This is a genomic window from Enterobacter sp. SECR19-1250, assembly GCF_013391025.1.
Classification (GTDB): Bacteria; Pseudomonadota; Gammaproteobacteria; order Enterobacterales; family Enterobacteriaceae; genus Enterobacter; species Enterobacter cloacae.
The window spans coordinates 1-26,481 of the sequence record NZ_JACASJ010000072.1; the positions used below are offsets into that span (position 1 = coordinate 1).

General features: G+C 57.1%; 25 protein-coding genes. 16 read left to right on the forward strand and 9 right to left on the reverse strand.

The features are described 5' to 3' along the window. Positions 1-77: 77 nt before the first annotated feature. A complete protein-coding gene (locus tag HX884_RS17500) occupies positions 78-1,457 on the forward strand; it encodes a carboxylesterase (protein WP_249166327.1) in 1,380 nt (459 codons plus the stop codon). 139 nt (positions 1,458-1,596) lie between these two features. Here HX884_RS17500 and lsrG read toward each other — a convergent pair whose 3' ends face one another. From lsrG to lsrA, 6 genes are read right to left on the reverse strand one after another with little or no spacing between them, the layout of a single operon-like run. Continuing rightward, positions 1,597-1,890 (reverse strand): (4S)-4-hydroxy-5-phosphonooxypentane-2,3-dione isomerase, encoded by a 294-nt coding sequence (lsrG, locus tag HX884_RS17505; protein ID WP_013098845.1) that lies wholly within the window; start codon positions 1,888-1,890, stop codon positions 1,597-1,599. Beyond that, the gene (gene lsrF / locus HX884_RS17510) at positions 1,887-2,774 is read right to left on the reverse strand and encodes a 3-hydroxy-5-phosphonooxypentane-2,4-dione thiolase (protein ID WP_045902632.1); all 888 of its coding nucleotides are present in this window, start codon (positions 2,772-2,774) and stop codon (positions 1,887-1,889) included. The genes lsrG and lsrF overlap by 4 nt, the downstream gene beginning before the upstream one ends. Before the next feature lie 11 nt (positions 2,775-2,785). Beyond that, complete coding sequence (gene lsrB / locus HX884_RS17515) at positions 2,786-3,787, reverse strand: autoinducer 2 ABC transporter substrate-binding protein LsrB (RefSeq protein WP_020689399.1); 1,002 nt, start codon at positions 3,785-3,787, stop codon at positions 2,786-2,788. Between the two features lies 1 nt (position 3,788). Further along, positions 3,789-4,766 (reverse strand): autoinducer 2 ABC transporter permease LsrD, encoded by a 978-nt coding sequence (gene lsrD / locus HX884_RS17520; RefSeq protein WP_013098848.1) that lies wholly within the window; start codon positions 4,764-4,766, stop codon positions 3,789-3,791. Further along, positions 4,767-5,798, reverse strand: coding sequence for an autoinducer 2 ABC transporter permease LsrC (gene lsrC / locus HX884_RS17525; protein WP_062857480.1), 1,032 nt, complete (start codon positions 5,796-5,798; stop codon positions 4,767-4,769). Beyond that, positions 5,795-7,282 carry an autoinducer 2 ABC transporter ATP-binding protein LsrA gene (lsrA, locus tag HX884_RS17530; protein WP_013098850.1) on the reverse strand — a complete coding sequence of 496 codons (1,488 nt, stop codon included), beginning with the start codon at positions 7,280-7,282 and terminating at the stop codon, positions 5,795-5,797. Before lsrA ends, lsrC begins: the two co-directional genes overlap by 4 nt. Positions 7,283-7,497: 215 nt before the next feature. On the opposite strand from lsrA, the gene lsrR reads away from it, so the two are divergent. The 3 genes from lsrR (at position 7,498) to HX884_RS17545 (ending at position 12,281) form a co-directional block, all read left to right on the forward strand. Next, positions 7,498-8,466 (forward strand): transcriptional regulator LsrR, encoded by a 969-nt coding sequence (lsrR, locus tag HX884_RS17535; RefSeq protein WP_013098851.1) that lies wholly within the window; start codon positions 7,498-7,500, stop codon positions 8,464-8,466. Positions 8,467-8,501: 35 nt separating this feature from the next. After that, a complete protein-coding gene (gene lsrK, locus HX884_RS17540; protein ID WP_178328539.1) occupies positions 8,502-10,094 on the forward strand; it encodes an autoinducer-2 kinase in 1,593 nt (530 codons plus the stop codon). A 165-nt stretch (positions 10,095-10,259) separates the two neighbouring features. Then, positions 10,260-12,281: an NADPH-dependent 2,4-dienoyl-CoA reductase gene (locus HX884_RS17545; protein ID WP_178328540.1), complete on the forward strand. Its 2,022-nt coding sequence runs from the start codon at positions 10,260-10,262 to the stop codon at positions 12,279-12,281. Here the strand turns inward: HX884_RS17545 and rlmG are convergent. After that, a complete protein-coding gene (gene rlmG, locus HX884_RS17550) occupies positions 12,278-13,414 on the reverse strand; it encodes a 23S rRNA (guanine(1835)-N(2))-methyltransferase RlmG (RefSeq protein WP_013098854.1) in 1,137 nt (378 codons plus the stop codon). The genes HX884_RS17545 and rlmG overlap by 4 nt on opposite strands. 85 nt (positions 13,415-13,499) lie before the next feature. On the opposite strand from rlmG, the gene HX884_RS17555 reads away from it, so the two are divergent. From HX884_RS17555 to sstT, 4 genes are all read left to right on the forward strand, one after another. Continuing rightward, positions 13,500-14,003, forward strand: a complete 504-nt coding sequence (locus HX884_RS17555) for a YgjP-like metallopeptidase domain-containing protein (RefSeq protein ID WP_013098855.1) — start codon at positions 13,500-13,502, stop codon at positions 14,001-14,003. 70 nt (positions 14,004-14,073) lie between these two features. Next, positions 14,074-15,072, forward strand: a complete 999-nt coding sequence (locus HX884_RS17560; protein ID WP_013098856.1) for a Gfo/Idh/MocA family protein — start codon at positions 14,074-14,076, stop codon at positions 15,070-15,072. A gap of 251 nt (positions 15,073-15,323) precedes the next feature. Beyond that, a complete protein-coding gene (locus HX884_RS17565; RefSeq protein ID WP_013098857.1) occupies positions 15,324-16,289 on the forward strand; it encodes a TerC family protein in 966 nt (321 codons plus the stop codon). Positions 16,290-16,499: 210 nt separating this feature from the next. Beyond that, positions 16,500-17,741, forward strand: coding sequence for a serine/threonine transporter SstT (sstT, locus tag HX884_RS17570; RefSeq protein WP_038985779.1), 1,242 nt, complete (start codon positions 16,500-16,502; stop codon positions 17,739-17,741). A 92-nt stretch (positions 17,742-17,833) separates the two neighbouring features. Here sstT and HX884_RS17575 read toward each other — a convergent pair whose 3' ends face one another. Together HX884_RS17575 and uxaC are read right to left on the reverse strand one after the other, a co-directional pair. Continuing rightward, complete coding sequence (locus tag HX884_RS17575) at positions 17,834-19,321, reverse strand: UxaA family hydrolase (RefSeq protein ID WP_178328541.1); 1,488 nt, start codon at positions 19,319-19,321, stop codon at positions 17,834-17,836. A 17-nt stretch (positions 19,322-19,338) separates the two neighbouring features. Then, the gene (gene uxaC, locus HX884_RS17580) at positions 19,339-20,751 is read right to left on the reverse strand and encodes a glucuronate isomerase (RefSeq protein WP_038420676.1); all 1,413 of its coding nucleotides are present in this window, start codon (positions 20,749-20,751) and stop codon (positions 19,339-19,341) included. A gap of 473 nt (positions 20,752-21,224) precedes the next feature. On the opposite strand from uxaC, the gene HX884_RS17585 reads away from it, so the two are divergent. The 8 genes from HX884_RS17585 to HX884_RS17620 all read left to right on the forward strand — a co-directional run bounded on the left by HX884_RS17585 (position 21,225) and on the right by HX884_RS17620 (position 26,372). Next, positions 21,225-22,523 carry an MFS transporter gene (locus HX884_RS17585; RefSeq protein WP_013098861.1) on the forward strand — a complete coding sequence of 433 codons (1,299 nt, stop codon included), beginning with the start codon at positions 21,225-21,227 and terminating at the stop codon, positions 22,521-22,523. A 141-nt stretch (positions 22,524-22,664) separates the two neighbouring features. Then, positions 22,665-23,441 (forward strand): transcriptional regulator ExuR, encoded by a 777-nt coding sequence (gene exuR / locus HX884_RS17590; RefSeq protein ID WP_013098862.1) that lies wholly within the window; start codon positions 22,665-22,667, stop codon positions 23,439-23,441. Between the two features lie 343 nt (positions 23,442-23,784). Then, entirely contained in the window at positions 23,785-24,447 is a 663-nt protein-coding gene (yqjA, locus tag HX884_RS17595; RefSeq protein ID WP_013098863.1) for a DedA family general envelope maintenance protein YqjA, read from the forward strand. A 2-nt stretch (positions 24,448-24,449) separates the two neighbouring features. Then, a complete protein-coding gene (gene mzrA, locus HX884_RS17600) occupies positions 24,450-24,833 on the forward strand; it encodes an EnvZ/OmpR regulon moderator MzrA (protein WP_020689389.1) in 384 nt (127 codons plus the stop codon). 142 nt (positions 24,834-24,975) lie between these two features. Continuing rightward, positions 24,976-25,344, forward strand: coding sequence for a DUF1090 domain-containing protein (locus HX884_RS17605; protein WP_020689388.1), 369 nt, complete (start codon positions 24,976-24,978; stop codon positions 25,342-25,344). A gap of 29 nt (positions 25,345-25,373) precedes the next feature. Beyond that, positions 25,374-25,679 (forward strand): YqjD family protein, encoded by a 306-nt coding sequence (locus HX884_RS17610; protein ID WP_178328542.1) that lies wholly within the window; start codon positions 25,374-25,376, stop codon positions 25,677-25,679. A 1-nt stretch (position 25,680) separates the two neighbouring features. Then, positions 25,681-26,079, forward strand: a complete 399-nt coding sequence (locus HX884_RS17615) for a phage holin family protein (protein WP_013098867.1) — start codon at positions 25,681-25,683, stop codon at positions 26,077-26,079. Beyond that, positions 26,076-26,372, forward strand: coding sequence for a YqjK-like family protein (locus HX884_RS17620; RefSeq protein WP_013098868.1), 297 nt, complete (start codon positions 26,076-26,078; stop codon positions 26,370-26,372). The genes HX884_RS17615 and HX884_RS17620 overlap by 4 nt, the downstream gene beginning before the upstream one ends. Positions 26,373-26,481: the final 109 nt, after the last annotated feature.

The window sequence follows — 26,481 nt, forward strand, 5'->3', positions numbered from 1 at the left end:
ACAACCCGCTACGGGGGAGACTTACCCGAAATCTGATTTATTCAACAAAGCCCCTTTTGGGCTTCACGCTTTGTGCAATGACAGGCTTGTTTTATTGGGTACAGCGTAGCGGCGAACTCCAGCCCTGGCATACTTTTGTCCCTAATGAATTACGCGAACACGAGATCGATCGGGCCGACTGGGATGACTATATCAATGCTGAAAACGCCCTCTTCATGGAGGTGCATAACAATGTCGTTATGAAGCAAACCGATCAGGATACAACGAGTTTAAATCGTTATAACCCGTCAAGCCCGGTATTTCCGGACACCCTTCCCACAGACTGGAATCGATCCTACATCATGCGCCCACAGGCGGAACCGAGAGGGGCTGTCGTGTTACTGCACGGACTTACGGACTCCCCTTACAGCCTGCAGCATATTGCCCGGCTCTATCAAAAAGAAGGGTTTGTCGCCATCGGGATCCGTCTACCTGCCCATGGTACCGTACCCGGGGCATTAACGGATGTAAAATGGCAGGACTGGCTGGCAGCAACGCGTCTTGCGGTGCGCGAGGCAACAAAAATGACCCATGCGGATGCGCCGCTGCATATTGTTGGCTTTTCCAATGGTGGGGCGCTGGCCATGAAATATGCCATCGATGCCCTTGATGATGAGAGCCTGAAGAAGCCACAACAAATTGTCCTGATTTCTCCCATGATAGGCATAAGCCGCTTTGCTCGGTTTTCGGGAATGGCCGAATGGACAGCCTTTCTCCCGGCCTTTTCTCGTGCGGCCTGGTTAGGTCTGGTACCAGAATTTAATCCTTTTAAATATAACTCTTTTCCCGTGAATGGTGCGCGGCAGGCTTATCTTCTGACTGAGACATTGAAACGGGATCTTACGCGGCGCAAGTCATCGGCTGGCTGGAAAGACCTTCCTCATGTGCTTACGTTTCAGTCCGTTCTTGATTCCACAGTCAGTACCCGGGCAGTGCTGGACGTGCTCCATCAAAATCTACCGGATAACGGTAGCGAACTGGTGTTGTTTGATATTAATCGTGCGGTCAATTTTCGTGCACTGTTTCGCCACTCTTCGGATCGCGCGCTATCACACTTACTGGCAACACCACAGCGTACTTACACGACGACTATCGTCAAAAATGCCTCTTCAGAGAGTATGAACATGGTCGCTTCGACGCACTTAGCACACTCAACAACAGCAGACGTGCAGCCCCTTAATGTGCGCTATCCGAGAGATGTTTTTTCTCTATCTCATGTCGCCCTCCCGTTTCCTGTCCATGACTCTTTATATGGAAGTGAACCCTATGAACCGAATCACTATGGTCTGAGTCTGGGTGTTTTACGCGTCAGAGGGGAGCGTGCGGTATTGCTGGCAGATATGGACTCCTTAATGCGTATCACCTCGAATCCGTTCTACCCCTATCTGATTGAAAGGATTGCTGGCGTCATAAGATAATGGAAGAGGCGTTTTTTAACGTCAGCTCATCGTTGGGGATAGATGAAATAAAAGACAACCGGCGCCAGAGTATAACATCCGTTATTCTTCGCCTCTTTCACCACTATCCCCATTGAATCGCTGGCTGCCGGTTAATTTGTCACTCCGGCAGCAGCCCCACAAAACTGCGTTTTTTGCGCGGCTCCGACATCAGCTCCTCGAGCTTATCCACGCAGGCCAGGTAGTGGGGCGTTTTTTTATGCGCCAGCACCGCCTCTTCGTCTTTATAGGCCTCGTAGATAAAGAACCGGGTTTTCACCCGGGGATCCTGCAACACGTCAAAACGCAGGTTTCCCGGCTCCTGAATCGCGCCCTCGTGGTTGGCGCGAAACACCTCCAGAAACTCGTCCACCCGCTCGGGTTTGATGTTGATCTCCACTAACGTCACGTTCATTCTGCTTCTCCCTGTTTCTCTTCCTGCCAGAACTGGAACGCCTCCCGGGCGCTCAAGTTCTCGTGAACCACTTTCTTCACCGCCTTCAGCATGGCGAGCGGAGCGCTGGACTGAAAGATGTTGCGCCCCATGTCCACGCCGGAGGCTCCCTGGTCAATCGCGCGCCAGCACATCTCCAGTGCCTCGTGCTCCGGCAGTTTTTTCCCCCCGGCGATGACGATCGGCACCGGGCAGCTGGCGGTCACTTTTTCGAATCCTTCATCCACATAGTAGGTTTTGACAAACTGCGCCCCCATTTCGGCGGCAATACGGCTGGCGAGCGAGAAGTAACGCGCATCGCGCGCCATCTCCTTGCCGACGCCCGTCACCGCCAGCACGGGCATCCCGTAGCGTGCCCCCGCATCCACCAGCTTGATGATGTTGTTGATTGACTGATGCTCGAATTCACTGCCAATGTACACCTGCGCCGCCACCGCACAGACGTTCAGGCGCAGCGCGTCTTCCATTGCCACTGCCACGCACTCGTTCGACAGTTCGCCCAGAATTGAGTTACCGCCGGAGGCGCGCAGGACCACCGGTTTATTGGTGGCGGCCGGTACGGTGCTGCGCAAAATACCACGGGTACACATCAACACGTCGGTTTCGGCGAACAGCGGCGCGATAGAGAGATCGATACGCTCAAGACCGGTGGTCGGCCCCTGGAAGTAACCGTGGTCAAAGGCCAGCATCACCGTGCGGTTGCTTTTTGGGTTGAAGATGCGCGAAAGCCGGGACTGCATGCCCCAGTCCAGCGAGCCACAGCCCTTCAGGGTAAACGGTACATTTTGCTGCGGTGTACCGATGCCAAAATCCTTACCGTCTTTGATGTCGTCTAAATCAGCCATTTGCTCCCCCGTCAGAAATCGTATTTGTTGATGTTCTCTTTGGTGAACACCACGCGCTCTGGCAGCAGCACGATGCCGTTGCCTTTTGCTTCATACTGGTAGCCCTGGACGCTGTTCGGCTCGACCTTCAGCGTACCGATATCTTTTACCTCCACGCTGTCGCCGACGTTAAGATCGCCTTTTTTCAACAAACGATCGGCGACATTGACCGCAATTTTGCCCTGCTGCACCACATCCCACAGACCGAAGGCTTTAACCGTGCCGCGCTCGACGTACGGACGCATGACGTTAGGCGTACTGAATCCGACAATCGCCACCCCTTCCCGCTTCAGGTTTTCCGCCGCCTGCGCCGCGGCAGGCAGAGCGTTGGCATCCGGGGCGATGATCGCATCCAGATCCGGGTACGCTTTTAAGATCCCTTCGGCGGTTTGCAGGGATTTGGTGGCGTCGTTATAGCCAAACTGGGTGGTCACAATCTGCCACTGGGGATGATCTTTTTCGATTTTGGCCTTCGCCTCTTTCACCCACTGGTTCTGGTCGGTGACGGTCGGGCTAGAGTAGAAGAACGCCACTTTGGCATTCGGTTTTGTCACCTGCTTCCCGGCCATCTCCACCAGCAGGCCACCGAGCTGCTCCGGGGTACCCTGGTTGATATAAATGCTGCGGCACTCCGGTTTGGTGTCGGAATCCCAGGTCAGCACTTTGACGCCGCGCTGCATGGCGCGCTTCAGCGCCGGGCAGAGGCCATCCGGCGACACGGCGGAGACGATAATGGCGTTATAGCCCTGGTTGACGAAATTATTGATGAGCTGCACCTGGCCGGAGACGCTCGGCTCGGTTGGGCCGTCGTAGGTGACGTCCACGCCGAGGTCTTTCCCCGCCTCTTTTGCGCCGTTGCCGCCGCTGGTGAAGAAGCCCACCCCCACCAGCTTCGGGATAAAGGCGATGCGGTCCGCCGCCTGCGCCGAGGCGAAGCTGAGGGCCATTGCCAGGACTATCAGTTTTGTTTTCATCTTACGCTCCGGATAGTTTTCTAAAGAGAGAACGCACCCATTCACGGTGCAGACTCAGCGAACGTCCCATCACCACCACAACCAACAGCGCCCCTGACAGCGCGCTCGACACCTGGTTGGGGATGCCGATCATCTGTAACCCCTGCTGCAGGTACCCCACCAGCAGCGCTGCCAGTGCCGTACCGATAACCGAACCTGACCCGCCATAAATATTCGCCCCGCCGAGTACGGCAGCGGTGAGGGCAGGCATCAGCAGATCGCGCCCCAGATCCGAGCGCGCGGAACCGAAATAGGAGACCATCACCAGGGCGGCAATGGCCGAGGCGACGCCCACCAGGCCATACAGCGCGTAGGGCATGCCGTTAACCGACAGCGCCGCATAGCGCGCGGCGCGCGGGTTCTGGCCGATTAAGAACAGATGCCGCCCAAAGCGTCCGCGGTGGGTAATCAGCCAGAAGAAGAGCGTAATGAGCGCAAACAGCACCAGCGGAATGGGCAGACCTGACACGGTCAGGTTAGCGAACGCGGTAAAGCTGTCCGGGAAGCCGCCGATGCCCTCATAGCCCGTCGCGCCCGCCATGCCGGAGAGCAGCAGCGCCCCGCCGCCGTAGAGGTAGAGCGTGCCGAGAGTGATAACTAAAGGGCTGATACCCGTGTAGTGGATCAGCGCCGCATTCACCAGCCCGCACAGCAGGCCCAGCAGCAGCGTCAGAGGAATGGCGACCGCCATCGGCCAGCCCGATTGCATCATCACCCCCAGCGCAATGGCGCACAGGCCAATGGTTGAACCGAGGGAGATATCGATCCCGCCGCTGATAATCACCAGCGTCAGCGGCAGCGCCACAATGCCGATGCAGATAAAATCGCTGGTGCTGAACAGCAGCATGTTGATGTCGAGCATCCGCGGGTTGATGGCGCCAAAGAGCAGGATCTCCAGCACCAGTAAGATCAGCAGCGCGCTTTCCCAGTTAAGCTTCATTTACGCCACCTCTTTTTTGCGTTTGGGAAATGGGGTGACGTGCTTTCCCCCTCTGTTACCCGGCTGGAAGCGACCGTATTTCAGTGCCCGCTGATGACGCGCCAGCGCCTGACGCAGACGCCCGTCGAGCACCAGCACGCCCAGCAGCACCAGCCCGGCGATAAAGTCATTCCACCACGCAGGGAGCTTAAACAGCACCAGTACGGTGTCGATTTGCGTCAGGAAAAAGGCCCCAAGCAGTGCGCCAATCAGCGTGCCCGTCCCGCCCAGCAGCGAAATGCCGCCGAGCACGCAGGCGGCGATGGCTTTCATCTCCAGCCCGCTCCCGGTCTGGTTTGGCACAAAGCCAATCTGCGCGGCAAAGACAATCCCGGCGCAGGCCGCCAGCATGCCGTTGAGAGTAAAGGCGATCATCCGCGTGCGGTTAACCGCCACGCCCAGCTGGCGCGCGGCGGCAAGGTTATCGCCCACGGCATAGAAATCGCGTCCAAACGCGGTACGCGAGAGCGTCCACGCGCCGATGGCGGCCAAAAACAGCACCACCATGCCGAGCGGCGAAATGCCCACGGCTACAGGTTCAGAAAGGGATTTCAGCCCCGGCGGTAACCCTTCAATCCACTTTCCACCGGTCCAGAGCAGCATCGCCCCGCGATACAGCCCCAGCGTGCCGAGGGTGGCGACAATCGCCGGGATGCGCAGCGCCACCACCAGCAACCCGTTGAACGCCCCTGCCAGCGCGCCGACAGACAGCGCGAACAGCATCGATACCGGCAGGCTGTAGCCATTGTTCAGCGCCACGCCGACGGCGATGGCGGAGAGTCCCACGGTGGAGCCCACGGAGACGTCAATATTGCGGGTCAGCATCACCAGCGCGGCGCCAAGCGCCAGCAGGATCAGGATTTGCGCGCTGGCGAAGATCATCCCCAGCGTCTGAAGGCTCAGGTACGCCGGATTAAGCGCCACCAGCACGGCAAACAGCGCCAGAATGGCGAGAAACGCGCTCAGCTCGCGGTTTTTCAGTAACGTCTTCATGATTGTCCTCCGAACGCCAGCGCCATCATCCGATCGAGGCTGACGGCATGGCGCGGCAACTCGCCGCTGAGCACGCCCTGGTGCATGACCAGCACGCGATCGGCAAGGCCAGGAAACTCATCGAGATCGCTTGAGATCATCAGCACTGCCACGTTCTGCGCGGCCACGCTTTTGATGAGCTGGTAGATATCGGCACGTGCCGACACGTCCACGCCGCGCGTCGGTTCATCGACGATCAGCAGTAACGGGTTGGCTTCCAGACAGCGGGCCAGCAGCACTTTCTGCTGATTCCCGCCGGAGAGGGTGCGCACGGTTTGATCCGCATGGTTGAGTTTGATCCCCAGCGCGCGGTGGTAACGCTCCACCACCGCGGACTCCCGCTTGCGCTGCTGCCAGAGAGACGGCTCGTTCAGCGCCACGGTGTTCCAGCGGATGGGTGCATCCAGGAACAGGCCGGACACCTGCCTGTCTTCCGGCAGATAAACCAGGCCTTTGTCCAGCCGGGCGCCCACGCTCTCGTGAGTGATCTCCTGATTCTCCAGCCAGACCCGTCCGCCACGCACCGGACGCAGGCCGTAGAGCGTCTCGGCAAATTCGGTGCGCCCGGATCCGACCAGCCCGGCCAGACCGACGATCTCGCCTGCGTAGATCTCAAGCGAGAGATCGATAAACCCCTCCCCGGTAAGATCGTCCACGCGCAATACCGGAAAATCCTGCGGCTGGGTGCGACGGTTTCCCGGCAGCGCCAGCCACAGTTTTTGCGCATCGCTTAAGCCTTTCTCCCGGCTCACCGGCGTCATGGCGGCAATCAGCGCGTTATCGTCGAACTGCGCGGTTTCCCCGCTGAGCACTACGGCACCGTCGCGCATCACCGAGACGTGGCTTGCCAGCTGGCGGATCTCCGGCAATTTATGCGAGATAAAGACGATACCGACGCCCAGATCCTGCAGGGCGCGGATCTGGCGAAACAGACGTTCGGTTTCACCCGGCGTAAGGGAGGCAGTGGGCTCATCGAGGATCAGGATCGTTGCGTTACGCATCAGACCGCGCAGGATCTCCACCATCTGCTGATCCGCCACTTCCAGCGTGCTGGCGGTGGCATCGAGATTTAGCTGGCACTGCAGCTGCTGCAGCTTCTCCGTCAGCCGATTCTCTCTTTCCCGTTCACGCGGCAGGCGGAAAAGGATGTTTTCCCGCACCGTCAGATTGGGGAACAGGAGCGGTTCCTGGGGCACCAGATAGATACCTAACTTATGGGCCTGCACGGGCGTGAGCCGCGCATATGAATGACCTGCTACGGAAAGTTCACCGCTGTCCGGCGTCTCCACCCCGGCGATGATCTTCATCAGCGTCGATTTACCCGCGCCGTTCCCGCCCATCAGCGCATGCACCTGGCCCGCAAGCAGCGTGAAATCAATGCCTTTCAAAACCGGCACCCCGGAAAACTGCTTGCAGATGGCTCGTGCTTCGATAAGTGGGGTCATCATCGCTCCGCTATTGAACAAATGATTTTTAGATTTAATAATGTTCAAAAGCGTAGACGGTGAACTATATTTACAACCGTGCAGGGATCACAGTTTTATCGATTAAGATCCATCTGAGAAAGAAACTATCTAAATGATCCGTTTTGCCGCGTGGCTCACACTTTCGACCTGCGCCGTCACGAACATATGATCTAAATTTTTATAAGAGTTCAATTATGAGCGATAAACGCACTGCGGAAGAAGGTCGGTTTGCCGGGCTGGCACTGGCGGAAGAGGAGCTGGTTGCCCGCGTGGCCTGGTGTTACTACCACGACGGATTGACGCAAAACGACATTGGCGAACGGCTCGGCCTGCCGCGCCTGAAGATCTCTCGCCTGCTGGAGAAAGGTCGCCAGTCAGGGGTGATCCGCGTGCAGATCAACTCCCGCTATGAGGGCTGTCTGGCACTGGAAACCGAACTGCAGCAGCGCTTTGGGCTAAAGCTGGTGCGCGTACTGCCAGCACTGAATACCCCGCCAATGAACGTGCGGTTAGGCATTGGTGCCGCGCAGTCGTTAATGGGCGTGCTGGAACCCGGCCAGCTGTTAGCGGTGGGATTTGGTGAAACCACCATGAGCAGCCTGCAACATTTAAGCGGCTTTATCAGCTCGCAGCAGATCCGCCTGGTGACGCTCTCCGGCGGCGTGGGGCCCTATATGACCGGTATCGGCCAGCTGGACGCGGCATGCAGCGTCAGCATGATCCCCGCCCCGCTTCGCGTCTCCTCCGCCGAGGTGGCCGGGATCTTAAAACGTGAAACCAGCGTGCGGGACGTGATCCTCGCCGCAACGGCCGCCGACGTGGCGGTGGTCGGGATTGGGTCCGTGAACCAGCGTCGTGATGCAACGATATTGCGCTCAGGCTACATCAGCGAAGGTGAACAGCTGATGTATGCCCGTAAAGGGGCGGTCGGCGACATTCTCGGTTATTTCCTCACTGCCGAAGGAGAGTGCGTTGAGGAGCTGGAGATCCATAAAGAACTGCTGGGCGTCACGCTTGATGAACTGGCGCAGTTGCCTACCATCGTCGGCGTGGCTGGCGGTGTTGAGAAAGCCGATGCGATTTACGCCGCACTGAAAGGTCGCCGTATCAATGGCCTGGTGACGGAAGAGACAACAGCCCGCGCGGTGCTGGCCCTGACGTAACGGGGTAAGCCCTGCGCTAACAACGAGGCAAACTCATGAGTTACCTTTTAGCGTTAGATGCAGGGACAGGCAGCGTGCGTGCCGTTATTTTCGATCTGCTGGGCAACCAGGTTGCCGTGGGTCAGGCCGAGTGGCAGCACCTGAGCGTGGAAAATGTGCCGGGCTCGATGGAGTTCGACCTCAATACCAACTGGCGGCTCACCTGCCAGTGCATCCACCAGGCGCTGGATCGCGCGCACCTGAGCGCGGCGGATATCCAGTCCGTCGCCTGCTGCTCCATGCGCGAAGGGATTGTTCTGTATGACCGCAACGGTGAGGCCATCTGGGCCTGCGCCAACGTCGACGCCCGCGCCAGCCGCGAGGTGGCCGAACTCAAAGAGATCCACGACAACCAGTTTGAATCCGAAGTGTACGACGTTTCCGGCCAGACCCTGGCCCTGAGCGCCATGCCGCGTCTGCTGTGGCTGGCGCACCATCGCCCGGATATCTATCGCAAGGCTGCCACTATTACCATGATCAGCGACTGGCTGGCGGCGAAGCTCTCCGGCGAGCTGGCGGTCGATCCATCAAATGCGGGCACTACGGGGATGCTGGATCTCTTCTCCCGCGACTGGCGGCCAGCACTGCTGGATATGGCCGGGCTGCGCGCCGATATCCTATCTCCGGTGAAAGAGACCGGCACCGTGCTGGGCGCTATCACTAAAGAGGCCGCGCAGCAGAGCGGCCTGCGTGAAGGCACCCCTGTGGTGATGGGCGGAGGCGACGTGCAGCTGGGCTGTCTGGGGCTGGGCGTGGTCCGCGCCGGGCAAACGGCGGTGCTGGGTGGTACCTTCTGGCAGCAGGTGGTCAATCTGCCGCAGGTGCGCACCGATCCTGAGATGAATATTCGCGTGAACCCACACGTTATCCCCGGTATGGCGCAGGCGGAGTCGATCAGCTTCTTCACCGGCCTGACCATGCGCTGGTTCCGCGACGCCTTCTGCGCGGAAGAGAAGCTGATCGCCGAACGTATGGGGATGGACACCTATTCCCTGCTCGAAGAGATGGCCAGCCGGGTGCCCGCGGGTTCGCATGGCGTGATGCCCATCTTCTCCGACGCGATGCATTTTAAGCAGTGGTACCACGCCGCCCCGTCGTTTATTAACCTCTCCATCGACCCGGAAAAGTGCAACAAAGCGACGCTGTTCCGCGCATTGGAAGAGAACGCGGCGATTGTCTCGGCCTGCAACCTGGCGCAAATCTCACGTTTCTCCGGCGTTAACTTCGAGAGCCTGGTGTTTGCCGGAGGCGGTTCGAAGGGGGCGCTATGGAGCCAGATTTTAAGTGACGTCACCGGTTTGCCGGTGCACGTACCGGAAGTGAAAGAGGCGACGGCGCTGGGTTGCGCCATTGCCGCCGGAGCCGGGGCCGGACTGTTTGCGGATATGGCCACCACCGGCGAGCGGCTGGTGAAATGGAGCCGCGAGTTTACCCCGAACCCGCAGCACCGGGCGCTGTACGATGGCATGATGCAGAAGTGGCAGGCGGTGTACGCCGACCAGCTCGGGCTGGTGGACAGCGGGCTGACGACGTCGATGTGGCAGGCACCGGGGCTGGTGCGTTCCCCCTCACCCCGCCCCTCTCCCTAAGGGAGAGGGAGATTAAGTCCCCTCTCCCTGTGGGAGAGGGTTAGGGTGAGGGCATTATTTGAATCCCATCACAATCACTGCATTCCCCTTTTCCCTTTTACTTCGTGCTGGCTAAATTAGTAACTCATCCGACCACATAACAATAATTTTACACTGGAAGAGACTATGAGCCGCTACCCGTCGCTATTCGCCCCCCTCGATCTGGGGTTCACAACGCTCAAAAACCGCGTGTTGATGGGCTCAATGCACACCGGGCTGGAGGAGCATCCGGACGGGGCCGAGCGTCTGGCGGCCTTTTATGCCGAACGCGCGCGCCACGGGGTGGCGCTGATCGTCACCGGGGGGGTGGCTCCCGCGCCATCAGGCGTGGGTATGGAAGGCGGAGCGGTGCTTAACGATGCGTCACAACTGCCGCACCATCGCATTGTGACCGATGCCGTTCACAGCGAAGGCGGTAAAATTGCCCTGCAAATCCTGCATACCGGGCGTTATAGCTATCAGCCCAATCTGGTGGCACCGTCGGCCATTCAGGCACCGATTAACCGCTTCAAGCCGCATGCCCTCAGCCACGATGAAGTGCTGGCGCTGATTGACGACTTCGCCCGATGTGCGGCGCTGGCGCGTGAAGCGGGCTATGACGGCGTCGAGGTGATGGGTTCCGAGGGCTATCTGATTAACGAATTCCTCGCCGCCCGCACTAACCAGCGTGACGACGAATGGGGCGGCGATTATGCGCGACGTATGCGCTTTGCCGTCGAAGTGGTACGCGCCGTGCGCGAACGTGCGGGCGCTGACTTTATTATCATCTTCCGCCTGTCGATGCTGGATCTGGTGGAAGGCGGCGGAACGTTTGACGAGACCGTCCAGCTGGCGCAGGCGATTGAAGCCGCCGGTGCCACCCTCATCAACACCGGGATTGGCTGGCACGAGGCGCGTATCCCGACTATCGCCACGCCGGTACCGCGCGCGGCATTCACGTGGGTTACGCGCAAGCTGAAAGGCAAAGTGTCTGTTCCGCTGGTGACCACTAACCGTATTAACGATCCGCAGGTGGCGGATGATGTCATCTCACGCGGCGATGCCGATATGGTGTCGATGGCGCGTCCGTTCCTGGCAGATGCAGAACTGCTTTCCAAAGCGCAAAGCGGGCGTGCGGATGAGATCAACACCTGCATCGGCTGTAATCAGGCCTGTCTGGATCAGATCTTCGTCGGGAAAGTGACCTCCTGCCTGGTTAACCCCCGCGCCTGCCATGAAACCAAAATGCCGGTGCTCCCGGTAGACAAATCAAAACGCCTGGCGGTTGTTGGGGCGGGCCCCGCGGGGCTGGCGTTTGCGGTAAATGCGGCGTCGCGCGGGCACAGCGTGACGCTGTTCGATGCCGCAGGCGAAATTGGCGGGCAGTTTAATATTGCCAAACAGATCCCCGGCAAAGAGGAGTTCTATGAAACGCTGCGCTACTACCGCCGGATGATCGAGCTAACGGGTGTGGATCTGCGGCTCAACCAGTGGGTAAGTGCGCCAGATCTGCTGGATTACGACGAGGTGATCCTGGCAAGCGGGATCGCCCCGCGCACGCCTGCGATCGAGGGTATCGATCATCCTAAGGTGCTGAGCTATCTCGACGTGCTGCGCGATAAAGCGCCGGTTGGGGAAAACGTGGCCATTATCGGCTGCGGTGGGATCGGCTTTGATACCGCCATGTATTTAAGCCAGCCGGGCGAGGCCACCAGCCAGAACATTGCCGAATTTTGCGTGGAATGGGGCATCGACACCAGCCTGAGCCAGTCCGGCGGCCTGCGTCCGGAAGGGCCACAGCTGCCGAAAAGCCCACGGCAGATCGTCATGCTGCAGCGCAAAGCAAGTAAGCCGGGTGAAGGACTGGGGAAAACAACCGGCTGGATCCACCGCGCCACCCTGCTTTCGCGCGGCGTGAAGATGATCCCGGCGGTGAGCTATCAGAAGATCGACGACGACGGCCTGCACGTCACGATCGGCGGTGAGCCACAGCTGCTGCGCGTGGATCATGTGATTTTATGTGCCGGGCAGGAGCCAAAGCGCGATCTGGCGGATCCGCTGCGTGAGGCGGGTAAAACGGTGCATTTGATCGGCGGATGCGACATGGCGATGGAGCTGGATGCGCGGCGGGCCATTGCGCAGGGCACCCAGCTTGCACTGGTTATTTAGCGACGACGTCCCAGCTTCACCGCTTTCAGCACCACGAACTTGTTGTTGGTGGCGATGGTGACGCAGTTACCGAAAATCTTCTTCAGCTTGTGGAAGTAGTCCAGGTGACGGTTCGCCACAATATACAGCTCGCCGTTGATTTTCAGGCAGCGGCGCGCATGGTGGAACATCTCCCACGCGACGTTATCCGTCAGGGCGTGCTTCTGGTGGAACGGTGGGTTGCAGAACACGGCGTTGAAGCGGAAAGGCTCTACGCCGGACAGCGCGTTATTGATCATAAACTCACAGCGATCCAGCGCCTCTGGCATGTTGGTTTCCACGTTCAGACGGCTCGAGGCTACCGCCATTGGCGATTCGTCGCTGAAGACCACGCTGGCTTGTGGGTTCTTTGCCAGCAGCGTCAGGCCAATCACGCCGTTACCGCAGCCGAGATCCACAATCTCCCCTTCCAGATTTTCCGGCAGATGTTCAATAAAGAAACGTGCGCCGATATCAAGGCCGGTACGTGAGAAGACGTTCGCATGGTTGTGGATGGTCCAGTCGGTGCCTTCCATCTTCCAGCTCAGCGTCTCTGGCGCGTCAGCCAGTTCCGGCGCGCTGAAGGTACAGTTGATCAGGCGCGCTTTTTTCCAGGCCAGCGTCGTGGTGGTCGGGCCCAGCACTTTCTCGAACAGCTCCAGCGTTGAGGTATGAATATCACGCGCCTTCGCGCCCGCGATGATGCGCGTCTCTGGCGTGACGACTTTCCGTAATGCACGCAGTTGCTGCTCCAGCAACGCCATGGTTTTTGGCACTTTGATCAGCACCACGCCCGGCGCCTGCGGGTAGTCTGCGGTGCTGTCGAGGAACTTCACGCTGGATTCATCGAGATCGTTGTGACGCAGGTTTTCACGCGTCGCCAGCTCGCTTAAGTATGAATCGCCAATGCTGTAAGGCGTGTGCGCCGCCAGGGCGCAGCCCAGCGCTCCGAAGGCATCATTCAGGATCAGAACCGGGCCGCGAATTTCAGTGTCATCCAACTGTTGCAGCAGATATTCATCCGCCGCTTCCCACGCCTGAAGCGGGTTAACGTCGTCCGTCTCCGGGAAACGTTTAAGGTTGAGTGAACGGAAACCGTTGTCTAAGTGGCTCATCGGCCCTCCTGAATGGTAAAATTTCGGCGTTATCCCTGAAAAGGGTGCGTGAGTATACCCGTTTTCAACTTATTTTGGGGTTTTGATGAACCAGCTGACTTATCTCCAGGGCTACCCGGAGCATTTGCTCTCCCAGGTACGCACGTTAATTGCCGAGCAAAAACTGGGGGCGGTGCTGGAAAAACGTTATCCCGGCACGCACGATGTCGCGACCGATAAGGCCCTCTGGCAGTATACGCAGGATCTCAAAAACCGGTATCTGAAGAGTGCCCCACCCATCAATAAAGTGATGTACGACAACAAGATCCACGTGCTGAAAAACGCGCTCGGCCTGCATACGGCCATTTCACGCGTACAGGGCGGTAAGCTAAAAGCAAAAGCCGAGATCCGCGTCGCCACCGTCTTTCGCAACGCACCGGAAGCCTTTCTGCGGATGATCGTGGTGCACGAGCTGGCGCACCTGAAGGAAAAAGAGCATGACAAGGCGTTCTATTCCCTGTGCTGCCATATGGAGCCACAGTACCATCAGCTGGAGTTTGATACCCGTTTGTGGCTTACGCATTTATCGTTAAAGAGTAATGCGCAGTAGCGCACTGGTTTTGCAACAATCACGTGCTACAGTGGCTAAAGGTTCCCCGCTATGGAGTACGTAAACGTTTATGATACGTTTCGCAGTCATTGGTACGAACTGGATCACGCGCCAGTTCGTCGACGCCGCCCACGAAACCGGCAAACTTAAGCTCACCGCCGTCTATTCCCGCAGCCTTGAACAGGCGCAGGCCTTCGCGAACGATTATCTGGTTGAACATCTGTTCACCTCGCTTGATGAGATGGCGCAAAGCGACGCCATTGACGCGGTCTATATCGCCAGCCCGAACGCCCTGCACTTCCCGCAAACCCGGCTCTTCCTCAGCCATAAAAAGCATGTCATTTGCGAGAAGCCGTTGGCCTCGAATATCGAGGAAGTGGAAGCCGCCATTCAGTGCGCCCGCGACAACCAGGTGGTGCTGTTCGAAGCGTTCAAAACCGCCAGCCTGCCGAACTTCCTGCTGCTACAGCAGTCTTTGCCGAAGGTGGGCAAAGTGCGCAAAGCCTTTATTAACTACTGTCAGTACTCGTCGCGCTACCAGCGTTATCTGGACGGCGAGAACCCGAACACCTTTAATCCGGCCTTCTCCAACGGCTCGATTATGGACATCGGTTTCTATTGCCTGGCCTCTGCGGTTGCCCTGTGGGGCGAGCCGCACGGCGTAACGGCCACTGCCAGCCTGCTGGAGAGCGGCGTGGATGCGCACGGTGTCGTGGTGCTGGATTACGGTGATTTCAGCGTCACGCTGCAGCACTCCAAAGTGAGTGACTCCGTCCTGCCAAGCGAAATTCAGGGTGAAAACGGATCGCTGGTTATCGAGAAGATCTCCGAATGCCAGAAGCTGAGCTTTGTGCCGCGCGGCGGTAAAGCGCAGGAGCTGACGCAGCCTCAGCATATTAACACTATGCTCTATGAGGCAGAGGTCTTCGCCCGTCTGGTGGAAGACAACGAAGTGAATCACCCGGGGCTTGCGATAAGCCGCACCACGGCGAAGCTGCAAACGGAAATCCGTCGCCAGACCGGCGTGGTTTTCCCGGCTGACGGCGTGAGCACAGAAGCTATCGCGTAAAGCTGTGTAATGAATGACTGAGGACCATTGACGAAACTGATGGTCTGACATATTTTGTTACGAGCAAAGGGGAGTAACTTCCTTGCCGGTGGATCGTCATTACGATGCGTGCAAAACCGCATCCGGTCGCCGGGCAACCTTCGTGGTTGTAAGTGAGACCTTGCCGGAAGGCGAGGTCTATGCATAAAAAGCTAACGGCTATCGTCTTCTGACCATGGCCGTTTTTGTTTTTTATGTGTAAGGAAAATAGTATGCATTCTGTCGGCACTCCAATGTTGTGGGGCGGATTCGCGGTTGTCGTGCTCATCATGCTGGCAATCGACCTCTTTTTGCAGGGCCGTCGCGGCGAGCACGGTATGAGCGTCAAGCAAGCCGCCGTCTGGTCGCTGGTGTGGGTATCCCTCTCACTCCTTTTCTGCGCCGCCTTCTGGTGGTATCTGGCCTCGACCGAAGGCCGTGCGGTGGCTGATCCTCAGGCGCTCGCCTTCCTCACCGGTTATCTGATTGAAAAAGCGCTGGCGGTTGATAACGTCTTCGTCTGGCTGATGCTGTTCAGCTACTTTGCCGTGCCTGCTGCCCTGCAGCGTCGCGTGCTGGTTTACGGCGTGCTGGGGGCAATCGTCCTGCGTACCATCATGATCTTCGCCGGTAGCTGGCTGATAACCCAGTTCGAATGGCTGCTGTACGTCTTTGGCGCGTTCCTGCTGTTCACTGGGGTTAAAATGGCGCTGGCGAAAGAAGACGAAACCGGTATTGGTGATAAGCCGCTGGTGAAGTGGATCCGTGGTCATCTGCGCATGACGGACAAAATCGAGAGCGAGCATTTCTTTGTCCGCAAGAATGGCCTGCTGTTCGCCACCCCGCTGCTGCTGGTGCTGATTCTGGTGGAGCTGAGCGATGTGATCTTCGCCGTGGACAGTATCCCGGCTATCTTCGCCGTCACTACCGACCCGTTCATTGTGCTGACCTCTAACCTGTTCGCTATTCTCGGTCTGCGTGCGATGTACTTCCTGCTGGCAGGCGCGGCTGAGCGCTTCTCAATGCTGAAGTACGGTCTGTCGGTGATCCTGGTGTTTATCGGTATCAAGATGCTGATTGTCGATTTCTACCATATCCCGATTGCCATCTCGCTCGGCGTGGTGTTTGGCATTCTGCTGGTAACGCTGATTATCAATACCTGGGTTAACCGCCAGCACGATAAAAAGCAGCAGGCGTAGTGCGTTTTGCCGGGTGGCGCAGCGCCACCCGGCACTTTCGTTAATCAATAGTTAAAAAACATGACGCAACACGTAAAATCCAGCATTTTACTCTTCCGCCTTTCCTCGCTTTCCCTGATACTCAACCAGGCAAACAAATACTTACATCCGGACATAAATGTGCCTTAGAGCACAGCCAGGATGGAACGCAATTTCACTCAGGAATAACGTATGAGCACACAATCACGCGGTCTGTTCGCGCGCCTGGCGCAGGGGAGCCTTGTAAAACAAATTCTGGTCGGGTTGGTACTGGGTATTCTGCTGGCTATGGTGTCAAAACCTGCAGCAGAAGCCACGGGACTGCTTGGAACCCTTTTCGTTGGCGCACTGAAAGCCGTGGCACCGGTACTGGTTCTGATGCTGGTCATGGCGTCGATTGCCAACCACCAACACGGACAAAAAACCAACATTCGGCCGATCCTGTTCCTGTATCTTCTGGGCACCTTCTCCGCTGCCTTAACCGCCGTGGTATTTAGCTTCCTGTTCCCGTCTACGCTGCACCTGACCAGCGCGGCCGGTGATGTCACGCCGCCATCCGGGATTGTGGAAGTGCTGCGTGGCCTGCTGATGAGCATGGTCTCTAACCCAATCACGGCGCTGATGAACGCAAACTACATTGGCATCCTGGTCTGGGCGATTGGGCTGGGCTTCGCGCTGCGTCATGGTAATGAGACCACGAAAAACCTGGTTAACGATGTCTCGAACGCCGTGACCTTCATGGTGAAAATCGTTATTCGCTTCGCCCCAATCGGTATTTTTGGTCTGGTCTCCTCTACGCTGGCAACCACCGGTTTTGACGCGCTGTGGGGCTACGCACAGCTGCTGATGGTCCTGGTTGGCTGCATGCTGCTGGTGGCGCTGGTAGTTAACCCCCTGCTGGTGTTCTGGCAGATCCGCCGCAATCCGTATCCACTGGTAATGACCTGTCTGCGCGAGAGCGGCGTGTACGCCTTCTTTACCCGCAGCTCTGCAGCTAACATTCCGGTTAACATGGCGCTGGCGGAAAAACTGAATCTGGATCGTGATACTTACTCCGTGTCTATCCCGCTGGGTGCTACCGTGAACATGGCGGGCGCGGCGATCACCGTCACCGTGCTGACCCTGGCGGCTGTGCATACGCTGGGTATCGCGGTAGATCTGCCTACGGCGCTGCTGCTGAGCGTGGTGGCCTCGCTGTGTGCCTGTGGCGCATCCGGCGTGGCGGGCGGCTCTCTGCTGTTGATCCCGCTGGCGTGCAATATGTTTGGTATCCCGAACGAAATTGCCATGCAGGTGGTCGCAGTCGGTTTCATTATCGGCGTGCTGCAGGATTCCTGTGAGACGGCGCTGAACTCTTCTACCGACGTGCTGTTCACCGCTGCGGCCTGTCAGGCGGAAGATGCGCGTTTAGCGAAGAACGCTCTGCGAGGTTAACAGCAAAACGGCAACCCTGAGGTTGCCGTTTTAGTGTTTGTCCCCTCTCCCGTGGGAGAGGGTCAGGGTGAGGGCACCAGCCCGCACCCAACTTACAACGTCACCCCACTCTTAAAGATCGCCAGCTCGCGGAAGTCGTTTTTCTCGTTGCAGGTCTGCTTGCCGTTGGCAAATTCCACAATACTGTCCACAAACTCCGTCAGCAATTCAGGCATTGCTTTGCCGTGAATGAGCTGACCGGCATCAAAGTCGATCCAGTGCTTTTTCTTCGCCGCCAGTTCACTGTTGGTGGCAATTTTGACCGTCGGGACAAACCCGCCATACGGCGTACCGCGGCCGGTGCTGAACAACACCATGTGGCAGCCGGCACCGGCCAGCGCGCTGGTGGCAACCGCATCGTTCCCCGGGGCGCTCAGCAGGTTCAGTCCGTGGGTTTTCAGGCGTTCGCCGTAGCGCAGGACATCCACAACCTGGCTGGCGCCCGCTTTCTGGGTACAACCCAGAGACTTCTCTTCAAGCGTGGTGATCCCACCCGCTTTGTTACCCGGCGACGGGTTCTCATAAATCGGCTGGTTGTGAGCGATGAAGTACTGTTTGAAATCATTCACCATGGTGACCGTTTTCTCAAACGTCGCTTCATCACGGCAGTGACTCATCAGGATACGCTCGGCACCGAACATCTCCGGCACTTCCGTCAGCACCGTCGTTCCCCCGTTGGCGATCACATAGTCCGAGAAGCGGCCCAGCATCGGGTTCGCGGTGATCCCGGAAAGACCGTCCGAGCCACCACACTCCAGCCCAAACTTAAGCTCGCTCAGCTTGCCCGGCTCACGTTTATCGTGGCGCATCGCCTCATACAGCTGGTGCAGTTGCTCAACGCCCACTTCCACTTCATCATCCTGATGCTGACACACCATAAAGTGCACGCGCTCAGGGTCAAACTCGCCCAGCGTCTCCCGGAAGGCATCCACCTGGTTGTTCTCGCAGCCCAGGCCAATCACCAGCACCGCCCCCGCGTTCGGATGACGCACCATGTTTTGCAGCATGGTACGGGTGTTGATGTGATCGTCACCCAGCTGTGAACAGCCGTAGGTGTGGCTGAACAGGTGCACGCCGTCAATGCCTTCGGCATCGTGAGTCTCTTTCAGGAAACGCGTCTGGATTTGACGCGCGATCCCGTTCACGCAACCGACTGTCGGGAGGATCCAGAGTTCGTTGCGGATCCCTACCTCACCGTTGGCACGGCGGTAGATCTGCACCTCACGATCCGCCGCCTGCTCCTCTGGCGCATGGAAATCAGGTTGATAGCTGTACTCGTCCAGATCGCTCAGATTGGTGCGGGTATTGTGGGAATGAATGTATTCACCCGGCGCAATATCCGCCAGCGCATGGCCAATCGGTAAACCGTACTTCACCACGTTCTCCCCTTTCATAATGGGGATCAGGGCAAACTTATGTCCACGTCCAATGGCCTGGCGCAACGTGACCGATTGATTACCGAAAGTGACCTCTGTTCCTTCGGTCAGATCTGCCAGCGCGACGCCGACGTTATCCAGCGAATGGATTTTGATGTAGTGCATATCAACCTCAAACGGGCTTAGTTCAGTTCAATGGCGAAGTAGTCACGCGCATTGTTAAAGCAGATGTTTCTCACCATCTCGCCGAGCAGCTGGATATCCGCCGGTGCTTCGCCCGCGTGCACCCAGCGGCCAATCATCTGGCACAGAATGCGGCGGAAGTATTCGTGGCGGGTGTAGGAGAGGAAACTGCGGCTATCGGTCAGCATGCCGACAAAGCGGCTTAACAGACCCAACTGCGCCAGTTGCGTCATCTGACGCTCCATGCCATCTTTCTGGTCATTGAACCACCAGCCGGAGCCGAACTGCATCTTGCCCGGCATCCCTTCCCCCTGGAAGTTGCCGATCATGGTGCCCAGCACTTCGTTATCGCGCGGGTTCAGGCAGTAGAGAATGGTTTTGGGCAGCAGGTTTTGCTCGTTCTGTTTGCTCAGCAGTTTAGAGAGCGCTTCGGCCAGCGGACGGTCGTTAATGGAGTCAAAGCCCACGTCCGCGCCCAGCAGTTTGAACTGACGCTGGTTGTTATTACGCAGCGCGCCAATGTGGTACTGCTGCACCCAGCCGCGACGGGCATATTCAGCGCCAAGGAAGACCAGTACCGCAGTTTTGAACTGGGCGACTTCATGCTCGCTCAGGGCTTCACCGGAGAGACGGCGCGCCAGAATGCTATCCAGCTCGGCTTCGTTAGATTCTGCAAACAGCACCACATCCAGGGCATGGTCAGAGACTTTACAGCCGTGTGCCGCAAAGTGATCCAGACGTTTGATCAGCGCGCTCTGCAGGTCCGCAAAACGACGGATGTCGGTGTCAGAAACCTCGCCCAGCTTCGCCATATAGTCGCTAAAGGTGTCGAGTTCGATGTTAAAGGCTTTATCCGGACGCCAGCTTGGCAGCACTTTGATATCAAACGCGGTGTCTTTTGCAATGACCGCGTGATGCTCAAGCGAGTCGATCGGGTCGTCGGTGGTGCCCACCATCTTCACGTTCATCTGCTTCATGATGCCGCGCGCGGAGAAGTTATCCTGAGCCAGCAAGTCGTTGCACTGCTCCCAGATCTCATCCGCCGTAGCCGGTGAAAGCAGCTTACCGGTAATGCCAAACGGACGGCGCAGTTCGAGGTGCGTCCAGTGATAGAGCGGGTTACCGATGGTCTGCGGCACGGTAGCCGCCCAGGCATCAAATTTCTCGCGGTCGCTTGCGTCGCCGGTACACAGGCGTTCAGCGACGCCGTTGGTGCGCATGGCGCGCCATTTATAGTGATCGCCCTTCAGCCAGATGTCATACAGGTTTTTAAAACGGTAATTGTCGGCAACCTGCTGCGGCGGTAAATGGCAGTGGTAATCAAAAATGGGCTGGTCTTTTGCGTAGTCGTGATACAGGCGGCGGGCAAATTCAGTGTCTAACAGAAAATCGTCGGTCATAAACGGTGTCATTATCGTCTTCCTCGTAACGGGAGCGGCAGAAAGCTTATGTTCAGATGCTGCAAAGTTATCACACCAATTTCCAGAGCCTGAGGTTTTTTTCGTGAGTTGGATCAATAAACCCGGACAAAAAAATCACCCCGAATGAGGTAAACCCTTCTGCAGGCCGCGTCAGAACTGGCTTCGCCTGCGCCAGATAATGCCCCTACAAAGAATCATACATTTGTGATGTCACTCACCTTTTAAAGTTGTATGACAAGTTATCTTTTCGCCGTCGCAAACACGCAGCCGACGGAATGCATTACCGGTGTCAGACATCGGATTTAACGGTACGGAAACCGACTTATGCACGCTTATTTATGGCAAGGTTCGGGCCGTTCCGGGACGTTCTCCCGGTTACGCCCCTCCCGTTACACAGCCCTCCCCCAAACCGGTGAGAGGTTGCCGTGCCCTGGCACGGAAATAACATAACGATGAGGTTTTAGATGCGTAAAATTAAAGGGTTACGTTGGTATATGATCGCACTGGTGACTCTCGGCACCGTGCTGGGCTACCTCACGCGTAACACCGTGGCAGCCGCCGCGCCCACGTTGATGGAAGAGCTGCACATCTCCACGCAGCAATACTCCTACATCATTGCCGCCTACTCCGCGGCTTATACCATCATGCAGCCTGTTGCAGGCTATGTGCTGGATATTCTCGGTACCAAAATCGGTTATGCCTTCTTCGCCATCGCCTGGGCGGTATTCTGCGGTGCAACGGCGCTAGCAGGCAGTTGGGGTGGCCTGGCGCTGGCACGCGGCGCGGTAGGTGCGGCGGAAGCGGCGATGATCCCGGCAGGGCTGAAAGCCAGCTCTGAGTGGTTCCCGGCAAAAGAGCGTTCTATTGCGGTCGGTTACTTCAACGTCGGCTCGTCCATCGGGGCGATGATTGCCCCTCCTCTGGTGGTGTGGGCCATCGTCATGCACAGCTGGCAGATGGCGTTTATTATCTCTGGCGTACTGAGCTTTGCCTGGGCCATGGCGTGGCTGGTGTTCTATAAACACCCGCGTGACCAGAAAAAACTGTCTGAAGAAGAACGCGAGTACATCATTGGCGGTCAGGAAGCGCAGCACCAGACCAACAACGGCAAAAAAATGTCCGTCTGGCAGATCCTGGGGACCCGTCAATTCTGGGGTATCGCGCTGCCACGTTTCCTGGCTGAACCAGCCTGGGGCACCTTTAACGCCTGGATCCCGCTGTTCATGTTTAAGGTCTATGGCTTTAACCTGAAAGAGATCGCCATGTTCGCCTGGATGCCCATGCTGTTCGCTGACCTGGGCTGTATCGTGGGTGGTTACCTGCCGCCACTGTTCCAGCGCTGGTTTGGGGTGAACCTGATTGTTTCCCGTAAGATGGTGGTGACCATGGGCGCACTGCTGATGATTGGCCCGGGGATGATCGGCCTGTTCACCAGCCCGTACGTGGCTATCGCCCTGCTGTGCATCGGTGGTTTTGCTCACCAGTCGTTATCCGGTGCGCTGATTACCCTCTCGTCTGACGTGTTCGGCCGTAACGAAGTGGCAACGGCCAACGGCCTGACCGGGATGGCCGCCTGGACCGCAAGTACCCTGTTTGCGCTGGTGGTGGGTGCGCTGGCGGATACCATCGGTTTCAGCCCGCTGTTTGCGGTACTGGCTATCTTCGACCTGATGGGGGCAGTCGTTATCTGGACGGTGCTGAAAAGCAAATCTGCCGACGAACTGGCGAAAGAGTCCCTCGGGGGACCGGCGACGCAGAGTTAGCATTGCTGTGCCGGGTGGCGCTGCGCTTACCCGACCTATAAAACCAGCCGCCTCCGGGCGGCTTTTTTAATGGCAAAATCTGGAGAGTGGCATGCAAAAGTGGTATAACAAATCATCCGCCGTACCCTGCCTGGAGCGCATATGGAAATCACCGAACCACGTCGTTTATATCAACAACTTGCTGCCGAGCTGAAAGATCGCATCGAGCAAGGGGTCTATCTTGTCGGTGACAAACTCCCCGCTGAGCGCTTCATAGCCGATGAAAAAAACGTGAGCCGCACCGTGGTGCGTGAAGCGATCATCATGCTGGAAGTGGAAGGTTACGTTGAGGTTCGCAAAGGTTCCGGCATTCATGTGATTTCTAATCAGCCTAAACACTCTCCTGTTGCGGACGAAAGCCTGGAATTTGCCAGCTATGGTCCGTTTGAGCTGCTCCAGGCCCGCCAGCTCATTGAAAGCAACATTGCGGAATTTGCGGCAACCCAGGTGACCAAGCAGGACATCATGAAACTGATGGAGATCCAGGAGAACGCCCGCAAGGAAAAATGTTTCCGCGATTCGGAGTGGGATCTGCAGTTCCACGTTCAGGTGGCACTGGCAACGCAAAATACCGCGCTGGCCGCAATTGTAGAAAAAATGTGGACTCAGCGCGTTCACAACCCGTACTGGAAAAAACTGCACGATCATATCGATTCACGTACGGTGGATAACTGGTGTGACGATCACGACCAAATCCTCAAGGCGCTGATTCGTAAAGATCCCCACGCCGCGAAACTGGCCATGTGGCAGCACCTCGAGAACACCAAGCAGATGCTGTTCAATGAGACCAGTGACGACTTCGAATTTAACGCCGACCGTTATCTTTTTGCGGATAATCCTGTCGTTCACCTCGATACCGCGTCAAGTCAGGCAAAATAGTTTGCCTCCGTGCTGGCAGGCGCTTCGCTGCGCCTTCCCACGCTTATGGGTAAGCAAAACATATATAGTGTCAGCCTTTGTAAATCCCCTCGCTCACTTCCAGGGCTTACGCCAAAATCATCACACCCTGCAAATTCTGTGACGCAGAACGTTGGGCTTTGTTACAATTGGATTCAATTCCTTATTTTGTAAGTTAGTGCTTGCTAACCAGCCAATTAACAGGGAACAGTGTTGGCCACACCGCAATGTGTCCGCGAGCGACCATAATGAAATCACAACAATGTCGCCGTGCTGTTTGTCCCGGATAACAGGCGTGACGTTAACCGATTTCCAGGAACACTGAATGGAACTTTTGACCCAACTACTGAATGCCCTCTGGGCTCAGGATTTCGAAACGCTGGCCAACCCTTCCATGATTGGCATGCTCTATTTTGTCCTGTTTATGATCCTGTTCCTTGAGAACGGTCTGCTGCCTGCGGCCTTTTTGCCCGGCGACAGTTTGCTGGTGCTGGTCGGCGTGCTGTGTGCCAAAGGGGCGATGGCGTTTCCGCAAACCATTTTTTTACTGACCGTCGCCGCCAGCCTCGGCTGCTGGGTGAGCTACATCCAGGGACGATGGCTTGGCAATACGCGGATCGTGCAGAACTGGCTTTCGCACCTTCCGGCACATTATCACCAGCGGGCGCACCATCTTTTCCATAAGCACGGCCTTTCCGCACTGCTGATTGGCCGCTTTATTGCGTTTGTACGTACTTTGTTGCCGACCATCGCGGGTCTGTCAGGTCTCAGCAGCACTCGCTTCCAGTTCTTTAACTGGATGAGCGGCCTGCTGTGGGTGCTGATCCTTACCACGCTGGGCTATGCGCTGGGTAAAACGCCGGTCTTCATGAAGTATGAAGATCAACTGATGTCATGCCTGATGCTGCTGCCTGTCGTCCTGCTGGTCTTCGGCCTGATCGGTTCGCTGGTTGTCCTGTGGAAGAAAAAATACGGAGCCAGGAGCTAACCATGGTTATCTCAGCGCTCTCCCTGCGTCGTTGTGCGTACGCACTGATCGCCCTGGTGCTTATCAGCGCCATGCTTCTGGTCTGGAGCGCGCTTTCGCATCAGGAGTCTACGCTGGCCATTCGCCCGGTTAATCAGGGTGTCAGCGTACCGGATGGGTTTTCTGTCTGGCACCATCTGGATGCCAACGGGATCCGCTTTAAAAGTATCACCCCACAAAACGATGTGTTACTGATCAAGTTTGACTCTCGTGCGCAGAGTGCGGCCGCGAAAGTGGTGCTTGACCGCACGCTGCCGCAGGGATACATCATTGCCCAGCAGGACGATGACAGCCGTCCAGCGGCCTGGCTGTCGCTGATTCGCGATACGTCGCATCGATTTGGATAATTACCAGGATTCCGAATCTTTTCACCCACTTTGGTGAATCCCCCGTTTACTTACTATGCTTAAGTACGCGGAGCACCCCTCAAATGTTCTCCGCTTAGTCTGGATAGCGGCGTATGCCGCAACACAATGGAAGGTTTCGATAATGAAATTCCGCATTACTCTGGCTTTGGCCCTTTTATCTTTAAGCACTGCCTCCTTCGCCACTTCTCTCTGTCAGGAGAAAGAGCAGGATATTCAGCGTGAGATCGGTTATGCCGAAAAGCACAACAATCAGCATCGTGTTGAGGGGCTGAAAAAAGCGCTGAGCGAAGTGAAAGCGAACTGTTCAGACAGCCAACTGCGTGCCGATCACCAGAAAAAAATCGCTGAACAGAAGGACGAGATAGCCGAGCGTCGTCACGACCTGCAGGAAGCGAAAGAGAAAGGGGATGCGGAAAAAATTGCCAAGCGCGAGAGAAAGCTGAAAGAAGCGCAGGACGACCTGAAAGCGCTGGAAGCTCGCGATTATTGAGTTAACGGAAATCTCAACAGGAGAAAATCATGTCAAAAGATACGACGTCTGAACATCTGCGCGCTGAACTGAAATCCCTGGCTGACACCCTTGAAGAGGTGCTGAACTCCTCCGCCGATAAGTCAAAAGAAGAGGTCAGCAAACTGCGCAGTAAAGCGGAGCAAGCGCTGAAAGAGAGCCGCTATCGCCTGGATGAAACCGGTGATGCGCTGGCAAAACAGACCCGTGAAGCCGCAGCGCGTGCTGACGAATATGTTCGCGATAATCCGTGGACGGGTGTCGGTATTGGTGCCGCAATCGGTGTGGTACTGGGCGTACTGCTGACGCGTCGTTGATATGGAAGATCCTCGTCACGCACAAGGGCCTGCTAACAACGTCCTCGGCATCGGCCAGCGTATCTTAACGACGCTGGTCGGGATTGCCGAAACGCGCGTCCGGCTGGCAGTGGTAGAGCTGGAAGAGGAGAAAGCCAACCTCTTCCAGATGCTGCTGATGCTTGGACTGACCATGCTCTTCGCCGCGTTTGGTCTGATGAGCCTGATGGTACTCATCATCTGGGCCATCGATCCGCAATATCGACTCAACGCGATGATTGCCACCACCGTCGTTTTGCTGGTTGCAGCACTGATTGGCGGTATCTGGACGATGCGCAAAGCGCGTAAGTCCACTTTCCTGCGCCATACGCGCCAGGAGCTGGCGAACGATCGCGCTCTGCTGGAGGATGACAAGCCGTGAGCGATAAAGCCGAACGTGAAAAGCGAAAAGCCTTTCTGTTAAGTCAGATCCAGCAGCAACGGCTGGATCTGTCTGCCAGCCGCCGCGACTGGATTGACGCGACGCGTCGGTTTGACCGTGGCTGGAACACCTTCCTGAGCCTGCGTTCCTGGGCTCTGGTCGGCAGCAGTGTGATGGCAATCTGGACGATCCGTCATCCGAATATGCTGATCCGTTGGGCCCGACGCGGCTTTGGTGCCTGGAGCGCCTGGCGCCTGGTGAAAGCGACGATTCGCCAGCAGCAGCTTCGGTGATAAAAGCAAAACGGTAACCCTGGTTACCGTTTTTTATTTTTACGCCCTCTCCCTGTGGGCTGAGGGATCCCCAGTAATATGGTCATGCCACCATGACCATATTACTGTA

Excerpts from the sequence above, each read along its gene's own strand:
- lsrC (WP_062857480.1), bottom strand. The coding sequence starts at position 5,798 with ATGAAGACGTTACTGAAAAACCGCGAGCTGAGCGCGTTTCTCGCCATT.
- HX884_RS17605 (WP_020689388.1), top strand. The coding sequence starts at position 24,976 with ATGAAATTCCGCATTACTCTGGCTTTGGCCCTTTTATCTTTAAGCACT.
- rlmG (WP_013098854.1), bottom strand. The coding sequence starts at position 13,414 with ATGAGCCACTTAGACAACGGTTTCCGTTCACTCAACCTTAAACGTTTC.
- lsrA (WP_013098850.1), bottom strand. The coding sequence starts at position 7,282 with ATGACCCCACTTATCGAAGCACGAGCCATCTGCAAGCAGTTTTCCGGG.
- lsrB (WP_020689399.1), bottom strand. The coding sequence starts at position 3,787 with ATGAAAACAAAACTGATAGTCCTGGCAATGGCCCTCAGCTTCGCCTCG.
- yqjA (WP_013098863.1), top strand. The coding sequence starts at position 23,785 with ATGGAACTTTTGACCCAACTACTGAATGCCCTCTGGGCTCAGGATTTC.
- exuR (WP_013098862.1), top strand. The coding sequence starts at position 22,665 with ATGGAAATCACCGAACCACGTCGTTTATATCAACAACTTGCTGCCGAG.
- mzrA (WP_020689389.1), top strand. The coding sequence starts at position 24,450 with ATGGTTATCTCAGCGCTCTCCCTGCGTCGTTGTGCGTACGCACTGATC.
- HX884_RS17545 (WP_178328540.1), top strand. The coding sequence starts at position 10,260 with ATGAGCCGCTACCCGTCGCTATTCGCCCCCCTCGATCTGGGGTTCACA.
- HX884_RS17585 (WP_013098861.1), top strand. The coding sequence starts at position 21,225 with ATGCGTAAAATTAAAGGGTTACGTTGGTATATGATCGCACTGGTGACT.
- lsrG (WP_013098845.1), bottom strand. The coding sequence starts at position 1,890 with ATGAACGTGACGTTAGTGGAGATCAACATCAAACCCGAGCGGGTGGAC.
- HX884_RS17500 (WP_249166327.1), top strand. The coding sequence starts at position 78 with ATGACAGGCTTGTTTTATTGGGTACAGCGTAGCGGCGAACTCCAGCCC.
- lsrR (WP_013098851.1), top strand. The coding sequence starts at position 7,498 with ATGAGCGATAAACGCACTGCGGAAGAAGGTCGGTTTGCCGGGCTGGCA.
- HX884_RS17560 (WP_013098856.1), top strand. The coding sequence starts at position 14,074 with ATGATACGTTTCGCAGTCATTGGTACGAACTGGATCACGCGCCAGTTC.
- lsrK (WP_178328539.1), top strand. The coding sequence starts at position 8,502 with ATGAGTTACCTTTTAGCGTTAGATGCAGGGACAGGCAGCGTGCGTGCC.
- HX884_RS17575 (WP_178328541.1), bottom strand. The coding sequence starts at position 19,321 with ATGCACTACATCAAAATCCATTCGCTGGATAACGTCGGCGTCGCGCTG.
- uxaC (WP_038420676.1), bottom strand. The coding sequence starts at position 20,751 with ATGACACCGTTTATGACCGACGATTTTCTGTTAGACACTGAATTTGCC.
- HX884_RS17610 (WP_178328542.1), top strand. The coding sequence starts at position 25,374 with ATGTCAAAAGATACGACGTCTGAACATCTGCGCGCTGAACTGAAATCC.
- HX884_RS17555 (WP_013098855.1), top strand. The coding sequence starts at position 13,500 with ATGAACCAGCTGACTTATCTCCAGGGCTACCCGGAGCATTTGCTCTCC.
- sstT (WP_038985779.1), top strand. The coding sequence starts at position 16,500 with ATGAGCACACAATCACGCGGTCTGTTCGCGCGCCTGGCGCAGGGGAGC.
- lsrD (WP_013098848.1), bottom strand. The coding sequence starts at position 4,766 with ATGAAGCTTAACTGGGAAAGCGCGCTGCTGATCTTACTGGTGCTGGAG.
- lsrF (WP_045902632.1), bottom strand. The coding sequence starts at position 2,774 with ATGGCTGATTTAGACGACATCAAAGACGGTAAGGATTTTGGCATCGGT.
- HX884_RS17565 (WP_013098857.1), top strand. The coding sequence starts at position 15,324 with ATGCATTCTGTCGGCACTCCAATGTTGTGGGGCGGATTCGCGGTTGTC.
- HX884_RS17615 (WP_013098867.1), top strand. The coding sequence starts at position 25,681 with ATGGAAGATCCTCGTCACGCACAAGGGCCTGCTAACAACGTCCTCGGC.